This window comes from Amycolatopsis sp. CA-161197, assembly GCF_050942255.1.
Classification (GTDB): Bacteria; Actinomycetota; Actinomycetes; order Mycobacteriales; family Pseudonocardiaceae; genus Amycolatopsis.
Genome location: NZ_CP192059.1, coordinates 1,103,504 through 1,128,698, shown reverse-complemented (window position 1 = coordinate 1,128,698; position 25,195 = coordinate 1,103,504). Strand labels below are relative to the sequence as shown.

Annotated in this window: 24 protein-coding genes and 1 pseudogene; 8 read left to right on the top strand and 17 right to left on the bottom strand. The window is 70.5% G+C overall.

What is annotated here, in order from left to right:
• The first annotated feature begins 42 nt into the window (after nt 1-42).
• The gene (locus tag ACQPXB_RS05625) at nt 43-1,386 is read left to right on the top strand and encodes an LCP family protein (protein ID WP_432849903.1); all 1,344 of its coding nucleotides are present in this window, start codon (nt 43-45) and stop codon (nt 1,384-1,386) included.
• A 22-nt stretch (nt 1,387-1,408) separates the two neighbouring features.
• Nucleotides 1,409-2,110: a TIGR03089 family protein gene (locus tag ACQPXB_RS05620; protein ID WP_386946646.1), complete on the top strand. Its 702-nt coding sequence runs from the start codon at nt 1,409-1,411 to the stop codon at nt 2,108-2,110.
• A 6-nt stretch (nt 2,111-2,116) separates the two neighbouring features.
• Here the strand turns inward: ACQPXB_RS05620 and ACQPXB_RS05615 are convergent, their stop codons facing one another.
• The gene (locus tag ACQPXB_RS05615) at nt 2,117-2,548 is read right to left on the bottom strand and encodes a DoxX family protein (RefSeq protein WP_432849900.1); all 432 of its coding nucleotides are present in this window, start codon (nt 2,546-2,548) and stop codon (nt 2,117-2,119) included.
• 252 nt (nt 2,549-2,800) lie between these two features.
• On the opposite strand from ACQPXB_RS05615, the gene ACQPXB_RS05610 reads away from it, so the two are divergent.
• On the top strand, nt 2,801-4,651 hold the full coding sequence (locus tag ACQPXB_RS05610) for a GTP-binding protein (RefSeq protein ID WP_432849898.1): 1,851 nt from the start codon (nt 2,801-2,803) through the stop codon (nt 4,649-4,651).
• A 3-nt stretch (nt 4,652-4,654) separates the two neighbouring features.
• On the opposite strand, the gene ACQPXB_RS05605 is transcribed toward ACQPXB_RS05610, so the two are convergent.
• Together ACQPXB_RS05605 and ACQPXB_RS05600 are read right to left on the bottom strand one after the other, a co-directional pair.
• The gene (locus tag ACQPXB_RS05605; protein ID WP_432849896.1) at nt 4,655-5,494 is read right to left on the bottom strand and encodes a DUF1206 domain-containing protein; all 840 of its coding nucleotides are present in this window, start codon (nt 5,492-5,494) and stop codon (nt 4,655-4,657) included.
• A gap of 110 nt (nt 5,495-5,604) precedes the next feature.
• Nucleotides 5,605-6,030: a hypothetical protein gene (locus ACQPXB_RS05600; protein ID WP_366575343.1), complete on the bottom strand. Its 426-nt coding sequence runs from the start codon at nt 6,028-6,030 to the stop codon at nt 5,605-5,607.
• 100 nt (nt 6,031-6,130) lie between these two features.
• Between ACQPXB_RS05600 and ACQPXB_RS05595 the strand changes: the two genes are divergently transcribed.
• Complete coding sequence (locus ACQPXB_RS05595; protein ID WP_432849894.1) at nt 6,131-6,622, top strand: N-acetyltransferase family protein; 492 nt, start codon at nt 6,131-6,133, stop codon at nt 6,620-6,622.
• Here ACQPXB_RS05595 and ACQPXB_RS05590 read toward each other — a convergent pair.
• The 3 genes from ACQPXB_RS05590 to ACQPXB_RS05580 all read right to left on the bottom strand — a co-directional run bounded on the left by ACQPXB_RS05590 (nt 6,615) and on the right by ACQPXB_RS05580 (nt 9,344).
• Entirely contained in the window at nt 6,615-7,547 is a 933-nt protein-coding gene (locus tag ACQPXB_RS05590; RefSeq protein WP_432849891.1) for an esterase/lipase family protein, read from the bottom strand. The genes ACQPXB_RS05595 and ACQPXB_RS05590 overlap by 8 nt on opposite strands.
• Nucleotides 7,548-7,635: 88 nt before the next feature.
• Entirely contained in the window at nt 7,636-8,424 is a 789-nt protein-coding gene (locus tag ACQPXB_RS05585; RefSeq protein ID WP_432849889.1) for an alpha/beta fold hydrolase, read from the bottom strand.
• Nucleotides 8,425-8,549: 125 nt separating this feature from the next.
• Complete coding sequence (locus ACQPXB_RS05580) at nt 8,550-9,344, bottom strand: alpha/beta fold hydrolase (RefSeq protein WP_432849887.1); 795 nt, start codon at nt 9,342-9,344, stop codon at nt 8,550-8,552.
• 83 nt (nt 9,345-9,427) lie between these two features.
• On the opposite strand from ACQPXB_RS05580, the gene ACQPXB_RS05575 reads away from it, so the two are divergent.
• On the top strand, nt 9,428-9,973 hold the full coding sequence (locus ACQPXB_RS05575; RefSeq protein WP_366575353.1) for a QsdR family transcriptional regulator: 546 nt from the start codon (nt 9,428-9,430) through the stop codon (nt 9,971-9,973).
• A 65-nt stretch (nt 9,974-10,038) separates the two neighbouring features.
• On the opposite strand, the gene ACQPXB_RS05570 is transcribed toward ACQPXB_RS05575, so the two are convergent.
• The gene (locus ACQPXB_RS05570; RefSeq protein WP_432849885.1) at nt 10,039-11,055 is read right to left on the bottom strand and encodes an aldo/keto reductase; all 1,017 of its coding nucleotides are present in this window, start codon (nt 11,053-11,055) and stop codon (nt 10,039-10,041) included.
• Between the two features lie 104 nt (nt 11,056-11,159).
• Between ACQPXB_RS05570 and ACQPXB_RS05565 the strand changes: the two genes are divergently transcribed.
• On the top strand, nt 11,160-12,002 hold the full coding sequence (locus ACQPXB_RS05565; RefSeq protein WP_366575357.1) for a helix-turn-helix domain-containing protein: 843 nt from the start codon (nt 11,160-11,162) through the stop codon (nt 12,000-12,002).
• Here ACQPXB_RS05565 and ACQPXB_RS05560 read toward each other — a convergent pair.
• A complete protein-coding gene (locus tag ACQPXB_RS05560) occupies nt 11,999-12,676 on the bottom strand; it encodes a tetratricopeptide repeat protein (protein WP_432849883.1) in 678 nt (225 codons plus the stop codon). The two genes, ACQPXB_RS05565 and ACQPXB_RS05560, sit on opposite strands and share 4 nt — an antisense overlap.
• Nucleotides 12,677-13,116: 440 nt before the next feature.
• On the opposite strand from ACQPXB_RS05560, the gene ACQPXB_RS05555 reads away from it, so the two are divergent.
• Nucleotides 13,117-13,791: a hypothetical protein gene (locus ACQPXB_RS05555; RefSeq protein WP_386946629.1), complete on the top strand. Its 675-nt coding sequence runs from the start codon at nt 13,117-13,119 to the stop codon at nt 13,789-13,791.
• A gap of 49 nt (nt 13,792-13,840) precedes the next feature.
• Here ACQPXB_RS05555 and ACQPXB_RS05550 read toward each other — a convergent pair whose 3' ends face one another.
• Entirely contained in the window at nt 13,841-14,998 is a 1,158-nt protein-coding gene (locus ACQPXB_RS05550; RefSeq protein ID WP_386946627.1) for an acyl-CoA dehydrogenase family protein, read from the bottom strand.
• A gap of 114 nt (nt 14,999-15,112) precedes the next feature.
• Here ACQPXB_RS05550 and ACQPXB_RS05545 point away from each other — a divergent pair, with 114 nt between their 5' ends.
• A complete protein-coding gene (locus ACQPXB_RS05545; protein WP_432849880.1) occupies nt 15,113-16,777 on the top strand; it encodes a class I adenylate-forming enzyme family protein in 1,665 nt (554 codons plus the stop codon).
• A gap of 1 nt (nt 16,778) precedes the next feature.
• Here the strand turns inward: ACQPXB_RS05545 and purE are convergent, their stop codons facing one another.
• From purE to ACQPXB_RS05505, 8 genes and pseudogenes are all read right to left on the bottom strand, one after another.
• Nucleotides 16,779-17,276 carry a 5-(carboxyamino)imidazole ribonucleotide mutase gene (purE, locus tag ACQPXB_RS05540; protein ID WP_432849878.1) on the bottom strand — a complete coding sequence of 166 codons (498 nt, stop codon included), beginning with the start codon at nt 17,274-17,276 and terminating at the stop codon, nt 16,779-16,781.
• A gap of 31 nt (nt 17,277-17,307) precedes the next feature.
• Nucleotides 17,308-18,492: a 5-(carboxyamino)imidazole ribonucleotide synthase gene (locus tag ACQPXB_RS05535; RefSeq protein WP_432857315.1), complete on the bottom strand. Its 1,185-nt coding sequence runs from the start codon at nt 18,490-18,492 to the stop codon at nt 17,308-17,310.
• A gap of 50 nt (nt 18,493-18,542) precedes the next feature.
• Nucleotides 18,543-19,472, bottom strand: a complete 930-nt coding sequence (locus ACQPXB_RS05530) for a flavin-containing monooxygenase (protein WP_432849876.1) — start codon at nt 19,470-19,472, stop codon at nt 18,543-18,545.
• A gap of 127 nt (nt 19,473-19,599) precedes the next feature.
• Nucleotides 19,600-19,683 (bottom strand): annotated as a pseudogene (locus tag ACQPXB_RS05525) (hypothetical protein); the annotation flags it as partial.
• A 102-nt stretch (nt 19,684-19,785) separates the two neighbouring features.
• Complete coding sequence (locus ACQPXB_RS05520; protein ID WP_432849874.1) at nt 19,786-21,387, bottom strand: LuxR C-terminal-related transcriptional regulator; 1,602 nt, start codon at nt 21,385-21,387, stop codon at nt 19,786-19,788.
• Nucleotides 21,388-21,443: 56 nt separating this feature from the next.
• Nucleotides 21,444-22,607 carry a glycosyltransferase 87 family protein gene (locus tag ACQPXB_RS05515; RefSeq protein WP_432849872.1) on the bottom strand — a complete coding sequence of 388 codons (1,164 nt, stop codon included), beginning with the start codon at nt 22,605-22,607 and terminating at the stop codon, nt 21,444-21,446.
• On the bottom strand, nt 22,582-24,006 hold the full coding sequence (locus tag ACQPXB_RS05510; RefSeq protein ID WP_386946616.1) for a glycosyltransferase 87 family protein: 1,425 nt from the start codon (nt 24,004-24,006) through the stop codon (nt 22,582-22,584). The genes ACQPXB_RS05515 and ACQPXB_RS05510 overlap by 26 nt, the downstream gene beginning before the upstream one ends.
• A gap of 104 nt (nt 24,007-24,110) precedes the next feature.
• On the bottom strand, nt 24,111-24,953 hold the full coding sequence (locus ACQPXB_RS05505; RefSeq protein ID WP_432849869.1) for a GGDEF domain-containing protein: 843 nt from the start codon (nt 24,951-24,953) through the stop codon (nt 24,111-24,113).
• Nucleotides 24,954-25,195: the final 242 nt, after the last annotated feature.

Sequence of the window (25,195 nt, the reverse complement as noted above, 5' to 3'; positions counted from 1 at the left end):
CCGGGGCGGGCCTCTAGGCTGGGCTATGGGGAGGTACTTGGGGTGGACGAGAACGAGGACAAGCCGGACCGGGTCGAGGGCGAGGAGCCGGCAGAGCCGTCGCCGGAAGAAGCCGTCGAGCCGGCTGAGGCTGACGAGACGCCGGAATCGGACACGGACAGTGACGAATCCGCGGAGTCTTCCGAGTGGAAGCCGTCGCCCTACCCCCGGTTGGACCTGCCACAGCCGACGGTGCGGACCCCGCGTGTCCGCCCGGGCCGCGCCGGCCGCATCACCCGGCGGATCGCGCTGGGGCTCGTGTCGGTGCTGGCGCTGGGCGCCACGGGCTACGCGTACGTGACGAAGGACCAGCTGCAGAGCAACGTCCCCACCACCGACGTCCTCACCCCCCGCGCGGGTGAACCGCCGGCCCCGCCCGCCGACGACGGCGCCACCGACATCCTGCTCGTCGGCAGCGACGCGCGGACCGACGCGCAGGGCAACCCGCTGCCGACGAGCATGCTGAAGTCGCTGCGCACCGAGGAGAAGGCGGGGATCAACACCGACACGATCATCCTGCTGCGCTTCCCGAAGGACGGCAGCAAGCCGTCGGGCGTCTCGATCCCGCGCGACAGCTGGGTCAACATCCCGGGCCGCGGCCAGGCGAAGATCAACTCGGCGTACGGCGTGGCGAAGGCCCAGTTCGCGGACGCCGAGCGCGCCAAGGGCGAGCGCGACCAGGCGAAGATCGAGCGTGACTCCGACAGCGAGGGTCGCCGGGTATTGGTCCAGACCGTGCAGGACCTCACGCAGATCCGCGTGGACCACTACGCCGAGATCAACCTGCTGGGCTTCTACCTGCTCACCGAGGCCCTCGGCGGCGTGAAGGTGTGCCTGAACCACTCGACGTCGGACAAGGACTCGGGCGCGGACTTCCGCCGCGGCGTGCAGACGGTGTCCGGCGGCGAGGCGCTGTCGTTCGTGCGCCAGCGCAAGAACCTGCCCCACGGCGACCTCGACCGGATCGTGCGGCAGCAGGCGTTCCTGTCCTCGGCGCTGCACCAGGTGCTGTCGGCGGGCACGCTGACCAGCCCGTCGACGATGAGCAGCCTGATGGACGCCGTGCACCGCTCGATCACGCTCGACGACGGCCTCGACGTGCTCGACTTCGCGCAGCAGGTGAAGGGCGTGGCGTCGGGCGACCTGAACTTCACGACCGTGCCGGTGATCACGGCCAACGGCCGCAGCGCCGACGGGCAGAGCATCGTCGAGGTCGACCCGACGGCGGTGCGCAAGTTCGTGGCCGGCCTGGTCGGGCGCGCGCCGATGGGTGGCGGCGGGGCCGCGGCGGGTGCGCCCGCACTCCAGTTGCAGTCGGGCATCCCCGGCGTGCCGTGCGTCGACTGAGGCCCCGGCTAGCCTGGACTGCATGAGCCTCACCGAACAGCTGCTGCGCCCGCTGCTGGCGTCGCCCGCGAAACCGCTGATCACGCACTACGACGACCAGCTCGGCAGCCGCGTCGAGCTGTCGGTGGCGACCACGCTGAACTGGGCCGCGAAGACGGCCAACTGGCTCGTCGACGAGTTCGACGTCGAGCCGGGCGACGACGTCGCCGTGCAGCTGCCCGCCCACTGGCAGACCGCGGGCATCCTGCTCGGCGCCTGGTGGTGCGGCGCCCGCGTCGTCCCCGAGCCCAACGGCGCGCGCGTGGTGTTCATCGGCCCCGACGCTTCCGTCGACGCCCCGGCCGTCGCCGTGGTCTCCCTCGACCCGATGGGCCGCGGCCTGTCCACTCCCCCGGCGGGCGGCGCGCTCGACTACCTCACCGAGGCGCGGATGTCGGGCGACCAGTTCACCCCGATGTCGGCCATCCCGGGCGACACTCCCGCGCTCGGCTCGTCCACTGTGGACGAGATTCTCTCGGAAGCCCGTGCGCGCGCCGAAAAGCTGGGCCTGACCGCCGCCGACCGCGCTCTGTCCACCTTGGACTGGACCATCCCCGACGGCGTCCTCGACGGTTTCCTCGTGCCTCTGGCCGCGAGCGCCCACCTCGTCCAGGTCACCCACGCGGACCCGGCGAAGCTCGACCGCAAACGCGACGCCGAACGCACCACGACCGACCTCGGCTGACGGACGTCAGACGGTTTCCAGCTCGGCCGGCCGCGTCTCGCGCTTGCGCCAGAACAGCACGTGGTCCACCGACAGGCGGCCGCCGTTGAAGCCGAGGGCGAGGGCGGCCAGGCCGAGCACCAGCACGAGTTCGTAGCCGTTGTCGCTGGTGAGGCCGTTGGACACGTGGACCGAGAGCAGCGCGCCCGTCATGTCGACGACGTAGCCGAGGGCGATCACCGGCAGCAGGAAGCCGGCGACGAAGGCGATCGAGCCGAGCACCTCGAGGATGATCACGAACACCGCCGCGACCGAGGGCAACGGGACACCGACCTGGCTGAAGAAGTTCGCGGTCGCGCCGACGCCACTATCCCACTTCTGCACCCCGTGGGCGAAGAAAACCACTGCCACGCCGATCCGGCCGAGCAGCAGGGCGACATCCTTGACTCGAGTGTCCATCAAAAACTCCTGATCGGTGATCTTCCCACTGTCCCGGCACACAGTAGGTCGGCGCGCACCACCGAAGCCCGCTTCGGCGAGTGATCGACAGGAAACCGACAGGCACCGGAAAATACTCGCTGTACGCGTCCGTCACCGAGCGGTATCGTGCCGACCGCCCTGTCCGAGACGGTGAGGAGACCCCGATGCGCCGACAGTCCGACCGACCCCAGTTCGGCCTGTCCATCGCATCGATGAGGACCTCACCCACCCATGAAGACCCTCACCCTTGGCATTCTCGCGCACGTCGACGCCGGTAAAACCAGCCTGACCGAGCGCCTGCTCTTCGAGACCGGCGTGATCGGCCGGCTCGGCAGCGTCGACTCCGGCGACACCCAGACCGATTCCCTGGAGCTCGAACGCCGCCGCGGCATCACCATCAAGTCGGCCGTGGTCGCCGTGACCACGGGCGAGCACCGGCTCACGCTCGTCGACACCCCCGGTCACTCCGACTTCATCGCGGAGGTGGAACGTGCCCTCGGCGTGCTCGACGCCGCCGTGCTCGTCGTGTCCGCAGTGGAGGGTGTGCAGGCGCAGACCCGCGTGCTCATGCGGACTCTCACCCGCCTCGGCATTCCCGTGCTCGTGTTCGTAAACAAGATCGACCGGTTGGGCGCGCAGGAATCCACTCTGCTCGACGCGCTGCGCACCCGCCTTTCCCCGCGTTGCGTCGCCCTCGACACGGTGACCGGGCTCGGGACGCCGCAGGCGAAACCCGTGCCGCTGCCGCCCGGCGAGCACCTGGCCGAAGCCCTGGCGGACGACGACGAGTTCCTCGCGTCCTATGTAGCGGGACGGGAACCGGACTACCACGCGGCCCTCGTCCGCCAGGTCGCACGCGGTGCCGTGCACCCGGTGGTCTTCGGCTCGGCGATCACCGGCGCGGGCGTGGCCGCGCTCTTCTCGCGCGTCCGGGACCTGTTTCCGGCACGGGAACGCACCGACGCCGGAGAGCTGGCCGCCACCGTGTTCAAGATCGAACGTGGGCGCGCCGGCGAGAAGATCGTGTACGTCCGAGTGCGGTCGGGCTCGCTGAGCCCACGCACGCCGTTTCCCTTCCACCGCCGCGAAACCGACGGCACGTTCACCGAGCTGACCGGCCGCGCGTCCGCCGTGCGCGTCTACGAACACGGCGCCACCCCGGTCGACGACTCGGCGTGCGCCGGCGACGTCGCCCGCGTCTGGGGACTTAAGGACATGCGGATCGGCGACCACCTGGGTCTCGCCGGCCCCCTGGCCGAGCGCGGATTCTTCGCCCCGCCCAGCCTGGAGACGGTGGTGCGGCCCGTCGACCCGGACGACGCCGTGGCCCTGTACTCGGTGCTGGAACGAATGTCCGAACAGGACCCGCTGATCAGCGTCCGCCGCCACGAACACGAAGTCTCCGTACGGCTCTACGGCGAAGTCCAGAAGGAGGTGATCCGCTCGACGCTGGCCGAGGACTTCGGCCTGGCCGCCGAGTTCGAGGAGTCCCGCATCCTGCTCGTCGAACGCCTCTGCCGTGCGGGCCACGCCGTGGGCCACCGCGCACCTGACGAACGCGTGTACTTCTTCGCCACCGTCGGCCTGCGCGTGGAACCCGGCCCGCCGGCCTCCGGCGTCGCGTACCGGCTGGGCGTGGAGCTCGGCTCGCTGCCGCTGGCGTTCCACAAGGCCATCGAGGAGACCGTGCGCGCTCAGCTGAGCCACCGCCCGCGCCCGGTGATCGACTGCGTGGTGACCCTGACCGACGCCGCGTTCTTCCCGCCGCTCACCACAGCCGGCGACTTCCGCGGCATGACCGCGCTCGTGGTCGCCGACGCCTTGCGCGCCGCCGGCACCCGCGTGCACGAACCCGTGCACAGCTTCGAAGTCGAGGCCCCGGCGAACGCGGTGAGCGGCGTGCTCCGCAAGCTCGTGGAGCTGCGCGCCGTGCCCGACGAGCCCGCGGTCACGGCCACCGGCTGCACCGTCAACGGAACGATCCCGGCCGCGTCCGTGCACGAGTTCGAACAGGCGTTGCCCGCACTCACACAGGGCGAGGGGGTGTTCTTCAGTGAGTTCGCCGAATACCGGCCGCGCTGAGCGTCACCGCTTGTGCGCCCACGCCGCCCCGAAACAGTACGCACCGAAAGCCGCGAGTCCTAACGCGACAATCGTGAGCAGCACCGCGCCGAACGGCTGCCCGGCCAACGTCCGCAGCGCCGCGTCGAGACCGCCGGCCTCCCGAGCGTCGGACTGCAGACCGGCATACCCGAGCAGCACGGCCACCAGGGCGAGCACCACGCCTTTCGCCACGTACCCACCCGTGCCGAGGCGGGCCACCCAGCGCCGCGTGCCCCGCGGCAGCTCTGAGGTGTCGAGGTCCTCCAGGAACGACTGCCGCACACCCTTCACGCCACATGCGACGGCGACCGCGGCCACGCAGCACGCCGCGACCACCACGAGGGCAGGCCCGGCAGGCAACGCGAGCACCTTCCCTGTGGCCTCCTGCTGGCGCTGGTTGCCCGCGGACGAACCGGCACCGACCGCGATCCGGATCGCGCTGTACCCCAGCGCGAACACCACGATCGCGCGGCCGCCCGAGCCGAGGCGCTTGCGCACCCGTTTGCCGCCGGACACCCACTCGTACCCGGTCGCGGCCATGAGCACCTGCCACAAGCCGAACGCGATCAGCCCGACCGCGAGCACCCACAGCACCGCGGAGCCGAACGCGTTGGAGCCGATCTCTTGCAGCGCACCGTTCTGGTCCGCAGCTTGACCGGTGCCACCGCCGAAGGCGATGCGCAGCGCGAGGTAGGCGATGATCAGGTGTACCAAGCCGTAACACGCCATTCCTGCGCGGCCGAGCGTTTGCGCGACCTTGCTGCGGCGCGGGTTTTCGACGTGCGATCTCGCCGCGACTGCGGCGGACTGGGGAGCGGTCATCGGGCACCTCCGTTCCCGGAGGCTTACCCGCCGATGACCGCCGCTACCCGCCTGGACAGGATTAGCCCGGCGATTGGGCCGTTCGGCTCAATCGACTGTCGCGTGTGGACTCAGGCCGGGCCGCGGCGGACGGAGTCGAGGGCGGCCCAGCCGCCGTGGGTGGCCAGGAGCGTCAGGACCTGTTCGGCGTGCGCGGCGAAGCGCTGCAGGTCTTCGTGGAGCTTGGGCGCGCGGTCGGAGTCCAGGGGCGCGAAGTCGTCCCACCACAGGCCGATCACGGCGCTCGCGCAAAGGGCCAGGGCCTGGATCACGTGCACGAACTCCTCCGACGGGTCGGCGGAAGACTCGCGGTACACGGTCTCGATGTCGTCCAAGGCGTCGAGCAGTTCGCGCAGCTGTTTGACCGCGTCGGCGGGGGTGCCGTCCCACGCGGCCGTGGGCCAGGCGCGGTCGCTCAGCTCGAGCCACAAGCGCCAGCCGGCGACCAGCTCGGCATCGTCGCTCGGCTTCCAGGTGTCAGGGACCGGCCAGAACATGTCGACGACTGTGACACTCTGCCGCGGGCCTGCACAACCGGAATGGCACAACGGGACGAAAAGAGTTCGCGTTTGTACCTACTTCTGGAATCCTCGTTACGTGCTCATCCGCGACGCGACGGGCGAAGACTGGCCCGCCATCTGGCCGTTCCTGCACACCATCGTCGCCGCCGGTGAGACCTACGCGCTGCCCCGTGACCTGGGAGAACAGGCCGCCCGCGACTACTGGCTGGCATCCCCGCCATCGCGCACAGCCGTGATTGTGAACAATTTCGGTGACATTCTCGGCTCCGCGAAGATGGGGCCGAACCGCGAAGGACCGGGCTCGCACATCGCGACCGCAAGCTTTATGGTGGCGCCCGCTTCCGCCGGGCGAGGCGCCGGCCGCGCCCTCGGCGAGAACATGCTGGAGTGGGCGCGCGCCGAGGGCTACCGCGGGGTGCAGTTCAACGCCGTCGTCGAGACCAACACCCGAGCGGTCGCCCTGTGGAAATCATTCGGCTTCACCGTGATCGGCACGGTGCCCGGGGCCTTCCACCACCCGACGCACGGGTACGTCGGGCTGCACGTGATGTACCAGTCGCTCAGCTGATCACCGGAGGCACGAACACGCATTTCGGGGTCTGCGCGTGCGCCGGGTCGAGCGCGTTGAGCACCTCGCGCTCGGCGATCGGGTCGTACGGGATGCCGAGGTGGTCGGTGAAGTCCGCCGAGCAGACGTCCTGCAGCACGATGTTCTCGACGTTCGGCGCCGGCTTGAGGAACGCGTTGGTGTAGGGCGTGACCACGTCGTCGTACTTCGTCTGGATCACGGTGTAGTCGATGCCGGGCACGGTGTCGCCGCCGGCGTTGAGGTCGGTCAGGAAGGCCGAGCCGGTGGACTGCTCGTTGCACGACGCGCACGCGAGGCCCACGAGGTCACGCACCGGCGGGATGGCCTGCAGCGTGCTGAGCAGGCCGAACAGGCTCGTGCCGTAGTTCGACGGCGAGAGGCCGATGAGCTTGCCGATCTTCGAGGCACCGCCGAGGTACTTGATCCAGTAGCGCGGGTTCATGCCGCCCTGCGAGTGCCCGACGATGTCCAGTTTCGCCGCGCCCGTGGCCGCGAGGACCTTGTCGCCGAACTGCGCGAGCTGCGCGGCCGTGCCCGCGACCGGGCCGACGGTCTGCAGGAAGCTGCCCGGCGAGCCGCCGAAGTTGCCGGCGAACACGCAGTAGCCGTGGTCGGCGAGCACCTTCGAGAGATTGGCCCAGTTCTCGTACGCGTTGGCCGTGGTGCCGTTGGACAGCAGGACCGGGTTGGGGTGCTCGGCGGAAGGCTTGCAGTTCCAGTCGTTGGCGCCCGGTGGCGCGATGGTCGGCTGCACCACGGAGTACAGCGCCGCCGAGATGATGTTCGGCTGGACCGGGCCGGTCGGCTCCTTCACCGCCGCGTCCGCGGTGCCGGTACTCAGGGCGACCGCTCCCAGTGCCGCCACGAGAACCACTACCCGACGCCCGAACGCGCGCACGCCCATCCGCTCCACCTCTCTGTGAACCGATGGTGACCCCAGTCACCTGATCAGTTAACGCGTTGAGAGAGGAACGGAAACTCCTCCAAGTGGGTTACTTGCCCGCAGCGTGGGCTTCGAGGAACTTCTTCAGGTGGGGCTGCACGTCCGACGCGTGGGTGAGGCTGAGGAAGTGCGCGCCGCTCACGACCGTGACCAGCGGTTCGGCGTTGGGGAGCGCCGCCACGAGCGACTCGGCGCGGGCCATCGGGTACTCGTTGTCGCCGCTGCCGTGCAGCACGAGCGCCGGCGCCTGGATCTCGCCCACGCGTTCGAGCACGCTGTCGCGGCTGACGAGGGTCTCCATGATCCGCTGGAACTTCTCCCCGGGGACCTTGAGCCACTTCGTCTTCCAGTCGGACGCTTCGAAGTCGCCCAGGCAGAACGTGGCGATGCCGTCGACCAGCGGCTCCGGCCCGGCTTCGAGCCAAGCGGCAATCAGGTGCCGGTAGACCGTGGCGGTGCCTTCGGCCTCCCTCTCCGCGGACGTGCCGAGCACGGCCAGCGCGGTCACGCGCTCAGGCTGGAGCAACGCCATGCGCAGGGCGATGAACCCGCCCTGGCTGGTGCCGATCACGGCGGCGCGCTCGATGCCGAGGTGGTCCAGCACGCCGAACGCGTCGCGGGCGACGTCCCAGTAGTCGAAGTCCGCGTCGGCCGGGGTGGCGCCGTGGCCGCGTTCGTCGATCGCGATGAGCCGGTAGTCCGTGCCGAAGGACTCGACCTGTGGCTGCCACATGTCGATGTCCATCAGGAAGCTGTGCAGCAGCAGGACAGCGGGGCCGTCACCGCCGTAGTCGACGAAGTGGACCTGCTGCCCACCGTTGACGGTCACCGTGGCCATCCGACACCTCCGCGTTCGGGATCAGCATGGCACATGTCTCACCTGCGCCCGGGTCGGGCAAGAGGCTGGGAAATCCTCACCCGAATGCCTGGTCTCCGCCGCGGTTTTCGCCGGTGCGGCGCGGGTCAGCGCGCGGCGGCGTGCGCGGCGAGGAAACCCTTGAGGTGCGGGTTGACCTCGGCGGCGTGGGTGAGGCTGAGGAAGTGCGCGCCGTCCGCGATCGTGACCAGCGGTTTCGCGTTCGGCAGACCGTTGACGAGCTCTTCGGCCTTCTCGAGGGGGTAGGCGCGGTCGGCCGTGCCGTGCAGGACCAGCACCGGGGTCTGGACCTCACCGAGGCGGTCGAGGAGGCTGTCGCGGCCGGCGAGGGCGCCGATCAGCAGGCGGGCTTGCTCACCCTGGTAGTGCTCGCGCCACTTGGCCTTCCACGCCGTGGCGTCGAAGCTGTCGCCGAAGCAGATGGCGGCGACGCCGTCGATCACGCCGTCGGGGCCGTCCTGCGCCCACACGTCGCCGAGCTGCCGGTAGACGGCCGCGACCTCGGCGGGCTCGGCGTCGGCCGACGTGCCGAGCACGGCCAGCGCGGTCACGCGCTCGGGGGCGAGCAGCGCCATGCGCAGGCCGACGAACCCGCCCTGGCTGGTGCCGATCACGGCGGCGCGGTCGAAGCCGAGGTGGTCGAGCACCGCGAGCGCGTCGCGGGCGATGTCCCAGTAGTCGAACGGTCCGTCCGCGGAGGTCTCGCCGTGGCCGCGCTCGTCGATCGCGATCAGGCGGTGGTCACCGCGGAACGCCTCGGCCTGCGGGAGCCACATGTCGACGTCCATCAGGAAGCTGTGCAGCAGGACGACGGCCGGGCCGTCGCCACCGTGGTCGACGTAGTGGACCTGTTGCCCACCGTTCACGGTCACCGTGGCCACACCGCACCTCCGCATTGAGACAGACAGACGTTTTGTCTCACGTTCGAGGTGTTTTGGCAAGCGGACTCGGCCATACTGCGCGGATGGCCGGCCCACCCTCCACCGACGACGTCGTCCGCGCGGCGACCGAGGCGTACCTGCGCGGCCGGCCGATCGACATGTCGGCACTGGCGGCCGAACTCGGCCTGAGCCGCGCGACGCTGTACCGCCGCGTCGGCAACCACGAGCAGCTGCTCGGGCGCGTGCTCGCCGACAGCACCGAACGGACCTACCTCGCGATCGAGTCCGGCGTGACCGGTCCCCCGGGCCTCACGCGGACGCTCGTGGTGGTCGAGCGGTTCATGCGCACCGTCGTCACGCTCGCGCCCCTGAAGGACCTCGCCCGCCGCGACCCCGTGCTGTTCGCGAAGGTGATCATGTCACCCGGCGAGGTCGAGTCCCGCGCGGCGCGCCTGTTCACCGAACTGCTCGACCGCAACGGCCTCCACTTCGACGCCCCGACCGAGGCCGTCGCCCAGGCCGTGATCCGCATCGGCGACTCGTTCATGTACTCCCAGCTCCTCGGCGGCGAACCCCGGCTCGACGACGCCGTTCAGGTCATCGGCCTGCTGCTCGCCACCGCGAAGTAGCCCGCGGCCGGGTGGTTCAGCGCCGGCCGCAAGCGCTTCGCGAAGTGACCGCCGCGGCCGGTGGTTCAGCGCCGGCGCAAGCGCTTGTCGAGGATCGCCGGTGTGGGGTTGATGTAGAAGTCGCCCGAGTGCACGTCGACGCCCGGCGGCACGATCTCGTCGATGCGGTCGAGCACGTCGTCGCTCAGCTCCACGTCGGCGCCGGCCAGCAGGTCGGCGAGGTGCTCTGGCCGGCGCGGGCCGATCAGCACCGACGTGACCGCCGGGTGCGCGCGCACGAACGCGATCGCCAGGTGCGGCACGGAGATCCCCGCGTCGGCGGCGAGCTTGGTCAGCTCGGCCACGGCGTCGGCCTTCGCCTGCACGCCCGGCCGCGAGAGGTCGAACATCTGCGCGCCACGGCCGGCGTTGCGATGCCCGGCGGTCGGGTCCGCGCGGCCGGACAGCCAGCCCGAGTTGAGCGGGCCGAACGTGAGGACGCCCATGCCGTAGCGCTGCGCGGTCGGCAGCACGCGCTGCTCGACGCCGCGCGTGAGGATCGAGTACGGCGGCTGCTCGGTGCGGAAGCGGTGGTGGCCGCGGCGTTCGGCCGTCCACTGCGCTTCCACGGTCTCCTCCGGCGAGAAGAACGAGCTGCCGATCGCCCGCACCTTGCCCTCGCGCACGAGGTCCGACAGCGCGCCGAGCGTCTCGTCGATGTCGGTGTCCGGGTCGGGACGGTGCAGTTGGTACAGGTCCACGTAGTCGGTGTCGAGCCGGCGCAGGCTGTTCTCCAGCGCCCGCTTGACCCAGCGCGGTGAGCCGCCGCGCTGGTTCGGATCCTCGCCCATGGGGAGGCCGAACTTGGTCGCCAGCACCACCGCGTCGCGCCGCCCCGCGAGCGCCTTGCCGACGATCTCCTCCGACTCCCCGGCCGAGTACACGTCGGCCGTGTCGAGGAAGTTGATGCCGGCGTCGATCGCCGCGTGGATCATGCGGACCGACTCGTCGTGGTCGGTGTTGCCCATGGCGCCGAACATCATCGTGCCGAGCGCGTATTCGCTCACGGAGATGCCGGTGCCGCCGAGAATGCGTCGTTTCATGGTTCCCACGCAACCACCGTTCGCTCCCGAGGTGAGAGGACTCCCTCCACCGGGGGTCCAGCAGACCCCCTCTCGCGGCGGCGATCGGCCCTACGCTGGATCGCATGAGCGAGCAACTCCGGGACTTCCTGCGCTCGCGCCGAGCGAAGATCACCCCCGCCGACGCGGGCCTCACCCCGCACCCCGGCCCCCGGCGCGTGCCCGGCCTCCGCCGTGAGGAGGTCGCGCAGCTCGCGGGCGTGAGCGTGGACTACTACGTCCGCCTCGAACGCGGCCGCAACCTCAACGTCTCCGAGTCCGTCCTCGACGCCATCTCCCGAGCCCTGCAGCTCAACGACCTCGAGCGCACCCACCTCTTCACCCTCGCCAAGCCCACGCGCTCACGGCCGCGGCCCCTGCCGCCCCAGCGCGTGCGCCCGGGCCTGCAGCTCGTGCTCGACAGCCTCCACCACGTGCCGGCCATCGTGCTCGGCCGCCGCATGGACGTGCTCGCCGCCAACCGCCTCGCCTGCGCCCTCTACGCCGACTTCGACGCCCTCCCTCCTCGCTCCCGCAACATGGCCCGGCTCATCTTCCTCGACGACACCGTCCGCGGCCTCTACACCGACTGGGAGGGCGCCGCCCGCGGCGTCGTCGCCACCCTCCAGCTGTACGCCGGCCGCTACCCACACGACCCCGCCCTCGCGGAGCTCATCGGCGAACTCTCCGTGCGCGACCAGGACTTCCGCCACTGGTGGGCCGACCACGACGTCTTCCAACGCACCCACGGCGTCAAGCACTACCACCACCCGCTCGTCGGCGAGCTGACCCTCGGCTACGAAGCCATGACCCCCGTCGACGACCCCGAGCAGACCCTCGGCATCACGACCGTCGAGCCGGGCTCCCCTTCCGAGGAACGCCTGCGCCTCCTGGCGAGCTGGACGTCACCGGCCAAAGTGGACGGTTAGCTTTCCTTCGAACACCCCTCCTCTCCCAGTGTCGTGACCAGCCGCGCTCGCAACGCCTCCCGCACCTCGGCGTCGTCAGGATCGAGCACCTGGCCCCGCTCCCGCAACGCCCGGTCCACTTCCGCCAGCAACCGCACGGCCTCAGCGGCGTCGCCATCCCTCTCCGCCAGCACGGCACTCGCGAGTTCGCCGTACGGCACCAGGTCGCCGACGTCGTGTTCCCTCGCGTACCGCCGAACTCCCTCGAACAACTCCCGCGCCCGCCCGACATCGCCGGACTCCAGCTCGACGTACCCGAGGTTCAGCTGCTCCCAGACCACGAGATCAGCCAGCCCGGCCTCCTCCCGCAACGCGATGCTCCGCGCGAACAACTCCCTCGCTTCCTCCAGCTCTCCCGTCATCCGCGCCACCGCCGCCAGCACATGCACCGGCCCCCGCTCCAACGCCGAGTCACCACTGCGGCGTGCGACCTCGAGCGCCGCCACGGCCAGCTCCCGGCACCCGGCCAATTCCCCACCCCGCACGGCAACCCGGGCCAACATGCACAACGCAACGACCTCGCCGGCCGCGTCGCCCGCGGCCTTCGCCCGCGCGAGCTCCGTGCGACTCATCCGCTCGACAGCGTCGGTCTCCCCTCGCCTGAACGCGGCGAACGCCTCTTCCGCAAACGCCATCCCACTCCCTTCCTGTCGAGCGCCCGGCCCAGCGATCGACCCACCGGAAGCCACCCGGCGGCCGCAGCTCGGCCCTCATTTCTCCACCCCTCACCTCGATTCTTCTGCCTCCGCCGGGAATCGCGCGAAGGACCGCCGAGTCCTCTTCGTCACGCCACTCCCCGCAACGGCACCTCGATCCCCCTCGACGGCACCTCGATCAACTCCGCCGCGGCAACCAGCTGCACGGCAAGCTCGCGCGCCCCGGCGCCGTCGACCTCGACGTCGGCCCAGCAGTCCCGGTTTGACGTGCACCAGCACCGTCTGCCGCTCGGTGGACCACGTCTTCGCCATCAACACTCCTCATCCACTGCTCCTCGTGCAGCGCAGTGCTCCATCAGCACCACTGTCACCCAGCGTGCCTTAGGCGACGCTGCGCGTCAAGCACTACACTGCTCCTCGTGCAGGATCTCCCGGAACCACCGCGCGAAGCGCCCGGCGACGCCATCGGCGCCCAAGCCGAGCGCACCTTCGCCCTCAACATGCGTGCGCTGCGAGAAGAGCTGGGCGTGTCCCAGGCTGGGCTCGCGAAGAAGCTGGAACGAGTGGGAATCCAACTCGACAGCACGGCCATCACCCGCATCGAGAAACACGCCGACGGCACCACCGGCCGGACAATTCGCCTCAGTGAAGCGGTCGCCATCGCGAAGGTCCTCGACACTTCGCTCGCGAACATGGTCCTGCCCGCGCGGTCAAGCCTGTTCGAACAACTGTCCCAAGCGACGGAAGAATTGGAATCCGCGACCGACGCCGCCGACACCGCCAACCGCCACCGCGACGACGCCGAGGAAAAAGTCCGCACGCTGCAAAGCCGTTTCGTCGAACGCGAAGTGCCCAGCCTGCAAGAGATCCTGCGCTACACCGCCCGAGACCTGCACCGTCTGGCCGGCACCTGGAGCGAGCAGCGGGAATCGTTCAAACAACAGCGCATCAATCTGGCGAAGAACGCCGACGCGACCGACCCCGAAACCGAGTCAAGGCTGCTGCAACTGGAAGAAAAAGAACTGATCTGCCTCGACGTCCTCTACCGGATCGAAGACGCCGCCAAGATCCGCGCCGGCTGGCGGAGGCAATGAAAAAGCCCGCGCACCCGGAAACGGTGCGCGGGCCGAAAAGCCGAGAACCTCAGCCCTTGAGCAGAGCCCGGGCCATCACCATGCGCTGGATCTGGTTCGTGCCTTCGTAGATCTGCGTGATCTTCGCGTCGCGCATCATGCGCTCGACCGGGAAGTCGCGGGTGTAGCCGGCGCCGCCGAAGAGCTGCACGGCGTCGGTGGTCACGGACATCGCGATGTCGGACGCGTAGGCCTTCGCGGCGGAGGCCATGAAGCCCGCGCGCTTGTCGCCGCGCTCGGAGGCGGCGGCGGAGGCGTAGACGAGGTGGCGGGCCGCCTCGATCTTCGTGCCCATGTCGGCGAGCATGAACTGCACGCCCTGGAACTCGGAGATCGACTTGCCGAACTGCTTGCGGTCCTTGACGTACGCGATCGCGGCGTCCAGCGCACCCTGCGCGATGCCCAGCGCCTGCGCGCCGATGGTCGGGCGGGTGTGGTCGAGCGTCTTCAGCGCCGTCTTCAGCCCCGTGCCCGGCTCGCCGATGATGCGCTCGGCCGGGATCGTGCAGTTCTCGAAGTAGATCTCGCGCGTCGGAGAGCCCTTGATGCCGAGCTTCTTCTCCTTCGGCCCCACCGAGAAGCCCGGGTCGTCCTTGTGCACGACGAACGCGGAAATGCCGTTGGACTTCTTCTCCGCGTCCGGATCGCTCACGGCCATCACCGTGTACCACGAAGATTCACCCGCGTTGGTGATCCACGCCTTGGTGCCGTTGAGCACCCAGTGATCACCGTCGAGCTTCGCCCGCGCACGCATCGAGGCGGTGTCCGAGCCGGCTTCGCGCTCCGACAGCGCGTACGACGCCATCGCCTCGCCCCGCGCGATCGACGGCAGCACGATCTTCTTCAGCTCTTCCGAGGCCGACAGAATGATCGGCTGCGTGCCGAGCTTGTTCACCGCCGGGATCAGCGACGCCGACGCGTCGACCCGCGCGACCTCCTCGATCACGATGCAGGCGCCCACGGCGTCGGCACCCTGGCCGTCGTACTCCTCGCCGATGTGCACGGCGTTGAAGCCCGACTTGTTCAGCGCCTCCAGCGCCTCGGTCGGGAACCGCTCGTTCTCGTCGACGTCGGCCGCGTAGGGCGCGATCTCCTTCTCGGCCAGAGCCCGGACCGCGGCCCGCAGCTCCTCGTGCTCCTCGGCAAGCTGGTACAGGCCCTCGGCCACTTCCGTCACCTTCTCTGCAGCAATGGGGAGAGTTTTGTCGATGTTAGCGCTCGTTCACGCCGGGCGCGCCGCTCGATCTTGTGTCCTTGGCCGCACTCTTCGTAAGGTCGGGTGATGGCCATCACCGCGTCGACGCCGCCGCCCGGATTGCCCGCTTCCCTCACCTACCCCGAGGTTCCGGTGGGTTCGATACTCGCCGGCGCCGCCGCCCGCTTCGGTGATCGCACCGCGTTCGCCATGGGCGACGACAGCCTCTCCTTCACCGAAACCTACGCAGGTGCGTGCAAGTTCGCCAACTCCCTGCTCGCCCGCGGCATCGGCCACGGCGACGTGGTCGCGATCCACCTGCCCAACTGCCTCGCCTACCCCATCGCCTACTACGGCACCCTGCTCGCCGGCGCGACCTTCAGCCCCACGAACCCGCTGCTTCCGCCCGACGACCTGGCCTTCCAGCTCACCGACTGCGAAGCCGCCGCCGTGGTCACGTTCGGGCCGGTCGCGGGCACCGTCGCGGCGGTCGCGGACCGGATCCCGGCCCGGCTGACGATCGTCGTCGCGCCGAGCGCGCCCGCCTGGTCCGACGACGTCGTGGAGTTCAAACAATTCTTCACCGAAGCGCCCGCCACCCGGCCCGACGTGGCCATCGACGTCCACCGCGACCTCGCCCACCTCGCCTACACCGGCGGCACGACCGGCCGGTCGAAAGGCGTGGAGCTCACGCACCGCAACATCGTGGCCAACACGCTCCAGAGCGCGTGCTGGAGCAGCGGGTCCGTCCCGACGCTGGACACGCACGGTGACGTCATTCTCGACCAGATCGGCAGCGAGGACGAGTGGCCCGGGCGCCTCGGCACCGGCGTCGCGATCAACCTGACACCGTGGTTCCACGCGATGGGCGTGATCGCCGGCCTCAACGCCCTGCTGCTCAGCGGCACCCAGACCGTGCTGCACGCGCGCTTCGATCCGGCCGCGTACGTCGCCGACGCCGAACGCCTGCGCGTCACCTCACTCGGCGGCGCGCCCGCGCTGTTCGCCGCGCTGCTGGCGACGCCCGCGTTCCACACGGCCGACCTGTCGTCCGTGCGCAGCATCGGCTCCGGCGCGGCGCCGATGAACCACGAGATGATCCGCGCACTCCACGAGCGCTTCCCCGGCGTCGTGATCGCCGAGGGCTACGGGCTGACCGAGATGACGATGGGCGCGGTGATCTCGCCGTCGTACCGCTCAGGTGTGCGCAAGGTGGGCTCCGTCGGCGGGCCGATCTTCGACACGGAGGTGAAGATCGTCGGCCTCGACGAGACCCCGCTGCCCGCCGGCGCCGAGGGCGAGGTGTGCCTGCGCGGGCCGCAGATGATGCGCGGCTACCGCAACCGGCCGGACGAAACGGCCGCCGCGCTCGTCGACGGCTGGCTGCACACGGGCGACATCGGCGTGCTCGACGACGACGGTTACCTGTCCATTGTGGACCGCAAGAAGGACATGCTGCTGTACAAGGGGTACAACGTCTTCCCACGCGAGCTGGAGGAGCTGCTCATCGCGTTGCCGGGCGTCGCGACGGCCGCGGTGGTCGGCCGCCCGCAGGCCGACGTCGGCGAGCTGCCCGTCGCGTTCGTGGTGCGGCAGCCGGATGCCGACCTCGATGCCGCCGGGCTGATCGCCGCCGTGAACGAGAAGGTGGTGCCGTACAAGCGGATCCGGGAGCTGCACTTCGTCGACGAGATCCCGGTGTCGGCGGCGGGGAAGGTGCTGAAGCGGGAACTTCGCAAGCAGCTGCCCTGACCTACTGGCCGGCCTTCTCGCGCAGCGCCGCGTCCTTTTCCAGCACCAGCGTCTCCAGGCTCGACTGGAACTCGGCCAGCTTCGACTGCAGCTGCAGGTCCGAAGCCGCCAGGATGCGCACGGCGAGGAAGCCGGCGTTGCGCGCGCCGCCGACGGAGACCGTGGCGACGGGGATGCCGGCGGGCATCTGGACGATGGACAGCAGCGAGTCGAGGCCGTCGAGGTACTTCAGCGGCACCGGGACGCCGATGACGGGCAGCACGGTGGCGGAGGCGACCATGCCGGGCAGGTGGGCGGCACCGCCGGCGCCGGCGATGATGGCGCGCAGGCCGCGGGAGGCGGCGGACGTGGCGTAGTCCAGCATGCGCTGCGGGGTGCGGTGGGCGGAGTAGACGCCGACCTCGTACTCCACGCCGAACTCCGCCAGGGCCTGGCCGGCGGCCTCCATGACGGGCCAGTCGGAGTCACTGCCCATGATCACGCCCACCTGCGGCGCCATATGTGTTCCCTTCAGTGGATCTCGGTGGATCTCAGTGGATCTCGTAGCCGTCGAGCCAGACTGCGTGGGACAGCCAGTGGGCCGACAGCAGCGCGCGGTTGCGCAGGTCGTCCATGTTGTCGCCGACGAAGTTGACGTGGCCGAGCTTGCGGCCGGGGCGGTCCTGCTTGCCGTAGAGGTGGATCTTCACCTCGGGGTAGCGCGCGAACAGGTGGTGCACGCGCTCGTCCGGGCTCATCTGCGGCGCGACGTCGGCGCCGAGCACGTTGGCCATCACGCACGCGGGCGCGACGAGGTCGGTGCGGCCCAGCGGGTAGTCGAGCACGCCGCGCAGGTGCTGCTCGAACTGCGACGTGCGCGCGCCGTCCATCGTCCAGTGGCCGGAGTTGTGGGGGCGCATGGCCAGCTCGTTGACGAGCAGGCCCCGCTCGGTCTCGAACAGCTCGACCGCCAGCAGCCCCGTGACGTCCAGCATCGACGCGATGCGCAACGCGAGGTCCTGCGCTTCGTGCACGCGCTCCTCGGACAGGCCGGGCGCGGGGGCGAGGACCTCGGTGTTGATGCCGCCGGTCTGCACCGTCTCGACCACGGGGTACGCGGCCCCCTGGCCGAACGGCGAGCGGGCGACCAGCGCCGCCAGCTCGCGCTTCATGTCGACCTTCTCCTCGACCAGCAGCGCCGTGCTCGCGTCGAGCAGCTTCGGCACCACCTCGCGCGCGTGCTGCGCCGTGTCGAGCATCCAGACGCCGCGGCCGTCGTACCCGCCGCGGGCGGCCTTGAGGACCACCGGCCACCGGTGGGCTGCGCCGAAGGCGATCACGTCGTCCACAGTGGACACTTCGGCGAAGTCCGGCCCCGGCACCTCCATCCCGGCCATCATCTCGCGCATCACGAGCTTGTTCTGCGCGAACCCGAGCGCCGACGGCGCCGGCCGCACCACGACGCCCTCCATCACGAGCGTCAGCAGGTGCTCGCCGGGCACGTGCTCGTGGTCGAACGTGAGCACGTCGACACCCTGCGCGAACTTCCGCAGCGCCTCGAGATCCGTGTGGTGCCCGATGACCACGTCGGACGCGACCAGCGCGGCCGAATCGTCGGCGCTCGCCGACAGGACCCTCAGCGACTGACCGAGGGCGATCGCCGCCTGGTGCGTCATGCGGGCCAGCTGCCCACCGCCCACCATGCCCACCACGGGAAGACCGGTTCGTTTGTCCATAGCGCCGCTCAGGTTACTTGGCGAGACCTGGCGGAGCTGCGGGTACCGGCTCAGTGACCGGCGCCACCGGCACCCGCGCCCAGGCGTGTACGGCCGGTTCGGGGCCGGGCCGCCGCGTCGGTGCGCGCGGTCAGGTGCTTCACGACGTACTCGGCGTCGCGGCCGGCGCCGCCGACGAGCATCGACGAGAAGGCCCACTGGAAGGACAGCCCCATGAAGTACAGGCCCGGGGCCGTGGTCGCCACGCCGTGGTCCTCGCGCGGCCAGCCGGAGTCGTCCGTGACGGGTGGGTCGATCCAGGAAAAGTCCTGGCGGAAGCCGGTGCACCACACGACGTTGGCGACGTCGAGCACCCGGCCGTCGGCGAGGACGGGGGCACCGGCGCGGACGCCGGTCGTGCGGTCGGCGACGTGCTCGACACCCTCGCGGGTCAGGTCGGCGCGCTTCACGCGGATCAACGGGCCGCCGTGTGCCCGGATTTCGGACCGCAGCGCGCGGCCCAGCGGCGTCCGCAGCGTCAGCACGTGTTTGGCCGCGAAGAACAGCACCGGGAACAGGACGCGCGCCGGGCGCCGGTTGATGTCGAACGGCAGTTCGCCGCGGATCGGCCCGCTGAGCACCACCGGATGGCCCGCCCGGGCGGCCTCGAAGGCGATGTCGCCGCCCGAGTGCGAAGCGCCGACGACCAGCACCGGCCCCGGCTTCAGCTGCGAAGGGTTGCGGTACTCGCTGGAGTGCAGCTGCCGGATCCCGGGATCGAGCCGGTCGGCGAACTCGGGAACGCGCGTCGCGCGGCCGAACGTGCCCGTCGCGACCACCACGTTGTCGCAGGTGAACGTCGTCGTCTCCGTGGTCACCTCGAAACCGGCCCCGTCGTGCGACACCCGCGCCACGCGCTGCCCACCCCGCACGGGCAGCGCGAACCGGCGCGCGTAGGTCTCCAGGTAGTCGGCCATTTCGTCCTTGGTCGCGTAGTGCATCGGCGGACCCGGGGAACGCCATGCCGGGCAGCCCGGCTGCCAGGGCCGGCGTGAACAACCGCAGCGTGTCCCAGTGGCAGCGCCAGTTGTCCCCGATCCGGTCGTTGCCGTCGAGGATCACGAAGTCGCGGCCGCGCCGCGCGAGGTGGTGCCCCGCCGACAGCCCCGCTTGCCCCGCTCCGATGACCACGGTCTCGGTGTGCTCGTTCATCAGTCCTACCTCCTGACCAGCACGTTAGGAGCCGGTGACGCCTGCGGCATCGAACAGCCGTACCACTTCGCCCGAAGTGGGATGGTCCGTCCGTACCACGGGTCAGATGAGGTGCTGCTGCACCGCGTGGGTGGCCGCGGCGGCGCGCGAAGGCACGCCGAGCTTCGCGAACACGTTCTGCAGGTGGCGCCGCACGGTGTGTTCGCTGATCACCAGCCGCGCCGCGATCTGCCGGTTCGACAGCCCCTCGGCCACCAGTGCCAGCACCTGCAGTTCCCGCTCGGTGAGCGAGGTCTGCGAAGTCGGCGGGGTACTGACCTCCGCGCCGAGTCGCTGCAGGACCTCGCGCGCGGTGGCGAAGTCCACTTCGGCCGCGTCCTCCTCGCCCGTCAGCTGCCGGGCCCGGCCGATGAGCAGGCGTGTGCGCGCTCCCTCGTACGGCGCGTCCAGCTCGGCCCACCCCTCGCACGCGGCGCGCAGCTCACCGAGCGCGGCCGAAGGATCGCCCTCCGCCAGCAGGACCGAGCCTCGCGCGTGCGCGGCCGTCGCCCACAGCAGTGGCATGCCGATCTCGGCGGCGATCGCCGACAGCTCGTCGGCCGCGCCGCGGGCGGCAGCCGGTTCTCCGGCGGCCAGCACGATCTCCACCTGCGCCGCGAGCATCCGGGCGCGCACGAGGTGGTCGTCCACCGCCTCGACCACGGCGTGGCCGATCGCCGAGACCGCCGCGGCTGTCCGGCCCTGGGCCAGGCGCAGCAACGCGCAGCCGGGCTGGGTGGGATGGCCGTACTCGCCGGCTCTCCGGTAGCCGTCGTCGGCCGCGGCGAGCTCGCCGCGCAGCCGGTGCAGCTCGGCTTCCTGGTACAGCGCCATGCCGAGCGCCGGCTGGCGGCGTGGACCGGAAAGCCGCTCACCGGCTCGGCGGGCCTCCACCAGGGCTTCCGGCCACGCGCCGAGCGCCTGCAGCACCTGCGAACGGTGCACCAGGCACTGGCCGCGGAAGAGCACCAGGTCCGGCTGCGCCGCGCACCACGCGCTCAGCGACGCCGTCCACTCCTGTGCGCGAACGACGTCGAAAACCTCGTGGCAGCCTTCGATCGCGCTGCAGTAGACGACTCCCGCGGGGATCGGCGACACCTCGCCCGAGGTCACCGAGACCATCGCCTCGTCGAGCAGAGCCAGTCCTTCGGCGGTGCGGTGCAGCTTGATCAGGGCGCGGCCCTGCGCGTGCCGGCCCAGCGCCAGGAGGTCCGCGTCCCCGAAGCGGGCGGCGATCTCCACCGCGGAGGTGAACGCGTCGTGCGCGCCCCGGGTGTCCCCGCCGTGGATGCGCTGCAGACCGACGGGGACCAGGAGGTAACCCCGTTCGACGCAGTCCAGCCCGTGCTCGTCGAGCAGCCGCCGCGCCCGGGCCAGCCAGCCGTTCGCGCGCGCCGGCTCACCCCGCAACAGCAGGGGCAGGGCCAGGAAGAACGCGCACCGGGCAGCCTCGGCCGGGCAGGCGTCCCGCACGTACTCGAGATACGCGCGCTCCCGCGATTCGAAACTCTCGTCGTCGTGCCCGAGCAGGTAAGCCGCCGTCGAAAGGCGTACGAGATCGTCCGCGGTCAGTGCCGCACGACCTCCGGTGAGCCCCGCGTACACCTCTCGCCACGCCTGTCCGGCGAAGGCCCGCTCGGCCGCCTCGCCGTTCACCACCGCCATGCACCTCCCGGCAGTCGTTCCACTGTACGACGTGGATCCGACGCTGGGGAGCGGTGCTATTTCGCCAGCCTCGCCACCGGAGAGCTCATCCGCACCTCGCGGACCGCCAGGCCGAGGATCGTGCCGGCCGCCACGATGACGTACGCGTTGCCCAGGATCGACCAGCCCAGGCCCCACCTGAGCTCGATGTCGGCGCCGTTCGGGACGAGCATGACGATGTGCGAGGCGAACAACGCGGTGGCGGCGAGGGCCCACCAGCGGCGGCCCGTGGTGACGAGCAGGGCGATGAGCGCCACGGCCCACACCCAGTGGTGCGACCAGGAAACGGGGGAAAGCAGCAGCCCGTAGAACGCCGTCACGAGCAGGGCGGCCACCGGTTCACCGCGGCGGTGCAGGCGGATCACGAGCCACACGGCGGGCACGGCGAGCACCGCGCCGACCGCGACGGCCACCGTGAACGACCACGGGGCGAGGGCAGAGGCGCGGTTGACGAGACCGTTGAGCGACTGGTTGAAGATCCACGTTACCGAGCCGACGCGGCTGGGGTCGGTGGCGGACTTCGTCCAGAAGAACCACGCGTCGTGCGGGATGACGGCGAACATGATCGCCTCGAGGCCGACGAAGGTGCCCAGGGCGCGCAGGCCGTCTTTCCAGCGGCCGGTGAAGAACAGGTGCGGTACGAAGATCAGGGGCGTCAGCTTGATGGCCGCGGCGACGCCGATCAGCACGCCGGCCCAGCGTGAGCCGCGCAGCGAGAGCACCAGGACGTCGACGACGACGAACGCCATCAGGATCAGGTTGATCTGGCCCAGGAACAGCGTTTTCCACACCGGCTCCAGGCCTAAGGCCAGCACCGTGCCGCCGAGCAGCCACCAGCGCGAGGGGTGCGCGACGACCGCGATCACCACCGTCAGTGACACCACCGACAACACCGCCACCACGCCCCACACCAGCCCGGCCGGCACGAGGACGAGCGGCACGAACAGCGCGGCCGCGGCGGGCGTGTAGGTGAACGGCAGCCGGACCCAGTCGGGCAGCGTCGTGAGGTCGCCGGTGGTGTAGAGCGGCTCGCCCTTGAGCAGGGTCAGCGCCCCGGCCCGGTAGACGGCGCTGTCGGCACCGAGGTGCCGATGCGTGAGCCAGACGACGACTCCGAGGACAAGTGCGAGGAACGGCAGCGCCAGCAGGCGCGGGTCAGTGAGCCGGCGTGGCGTCGGCACGGTCCGCGGCCTCCCCCGAACCCGAACCGGAACCCGGCGCGGAACCGGAACCCGGTCCCGTGTCCGGCCCCGCATCCGGCGAGGAACCGCGATTACGCGCCCGCCGCTGCAGCCCCCACCGCAGGATCAAGGCAACCCCCAGCACCACCGGCATCAGGATGTACGCGTCACCGAGGACGTTCTGCCACACCTTCCAGTGCAGCTCCACATTGCGCCCGTTCGGCAGGATCAGCAGCACGCAGCTGACGAACACGAACGCCACGAGCCCCGTACCCAGCCAGCGTTTCCACGCCGTGGCGGGTGTCGTCTTCGGCAGGCGCGACACGAGCAGCACGATCAGCGGCGCGACCCACACCCAGTGGTGCGACCACGAGATCGGCGACATCAGGAGCGTCCAGAACGCCGTCACCAGCAGCGCGGCCAATGCCTGACCCTTGCGGTGGAAGCGGATCAGCAGCCACAGCGCCGGAATCGCCAGCAGCAGGCCGATGCCCATCGCGGCCTTCGACGCCCACGGCGCGAGGTCGGTGGCGCGGTTCATCAGCGCGTTGAGCGATTGGTTGCCGGCCCAGTGCACGGGCCCGATGCGGCCGGTGTCGGGCAGCGTCGCGGTCCAGTAGCGCCACGCGTCGTGCGAGTTGATCAGGAACATCAGGCCCTGCAACACCACGAACGTCGCCAGCCCGCGCAACGCGTCCTTGCGGCGGCCGGTGATGAACAGGTGGCCCAGGAACACCAGTGGCGTCAGCTTGATCGCCGCCGCGACGCCCACCAGCACGCCGCCCCACCGGCTGCCGCGCGCGCCGAGCACGAGCATGTCCAGCAGGATCATGGCCATCAGGATCAGGTTGATCTGGCCCAGGAAGATCGTGCGCCACACGGGTTCCAGACCGAGGAACACGACGAAGAACACGATCGTCGACCGCGCGGGCGAGGCCCACCACCGCGGCCCGTCCTCGTCGGGACGCGGCAACGCACCGATCGAGATCCGCACCGACAACGCGAGGGCACCCAGCGACACGGCTGTCAGGAACCCCCACGCCACCTGCGTCGGCACGAGCGCGAGCGGCACGAAGAACAACGCGGCCGTCGGCGGGTACGTGAACGGCAGCAGCGCCCACCACGGTTCGGTGGACAGCGTGTTGGTGTCGTAGAGCGAGTCCCCGTGCAGCAGGGTGAGCGCGCCGCCGCGGTAGACCGCGCTGTCGACGCCCAGCCCCCACTCGTGCGTCCAGCCCCAGATCCCGACGCCGATCGCGACCAGCGGGATCACCGAGAGGATCAGGATCGACCGCGGCCGCATCGACAGCCTGGCGAGTGACCTGCGCAGGGCCAGGCGAGGCTGGGCAGCGCTCACCGGAACTTCGCCGTCGAAGGCGGAGGGAACGGTCCTGGTCACCACACCAGGAAATCATGAACGCGCCGCAGCAGGCCCGATGGGTCGGGCCGCGAGCCTTCACCGGGCCAAGATCAGAACCACATCCGGCGCACCTCCGGACAACGTCAGCCGCGGGCCAGGTCGGACAGCAAGTCGCACGCGCTGTCGTGCGAACCCGGCAGGCGGACCGCCGAGACGCGCGGCCGGTTGACCTCGCGAAGCTGCGCGTCGACCGACAGCCGGTCGTTCAGGGCCCGGCGCAGGGCCACGCCTCGCGAAGCCAGGCGGCCGTCCCGGCGACACAGCACCGCGACCACCGACGGCCCCAGCGTCGCGTGGCTCTCGCCGGTGTCGAAGACCGCGCGCAACGCGTCGGCCACCAAGATCATCCCCGTGAGCCGGGGCCAGCCGGACACGGTGGTCAAGTCCATCGCGACTACGAGCAGTACGTGTTCGTCCGCGGCGCTCGCCCGGTAGACCTCTGCCAGCCGCGTCCGCAGATACGAGGCGGAAGGCAAGCCGGTCAACGGATCCGTCACCTCGGTGTGCACCAGCTGATCCGTGGCGACGTCCGCCCAAGCCAGTGCGGTCACGCGCAATAACCGGGCGGGGGTGGCGTCGACGTCCGGTGAGACGAAGCCGTCGACCGCGTCCGGGTCCTCGAGCACGGCGTGCAGCGCGGCCAGGTCGGACAGCGTCTCCGCGAGGTTCGCGCCCGCGGCGGCCCGGGCGCGGCCGAGGCCGGCCAGCGCCGTCTCGGCGCCCGTCGCGCCGTGGCGGACCACCGCGGCGCACACGGCGTCCACTTCGGGCAGTGCCCAGTCGCTCGGGAAACGCCACCCCGCGGCGAGACTGGCGGTGCGCCATCTGGCCCGCAGGGCGCGCAGGTTCCGGTCCCGGTCGAACCGGGCACGGGACTCCTGCTCGCCGGCGGGACCGGACAGTGCCCCGGTCGCCGGTACGTCCACTGGCCACCGCTCCTTCCCGGTCGATGTCGATCTTGTCCTGCTCCACTCAGGGGACGTGACACCGCCGTCCGCGTGACGGCGTTCCGGGGTCTTTTCGCAGGACCGCCGCAGCGACACACCCCAGACCCGGGTGAACTTGTTGCGCCGACGGAGTCAACACACCGACCACGAGGTGACGCGTATCGCCGCGTCCGTCACACTTGTGCTCGCGTTGGAGAGGTAGATCGTGGCTGGCCAAGGCC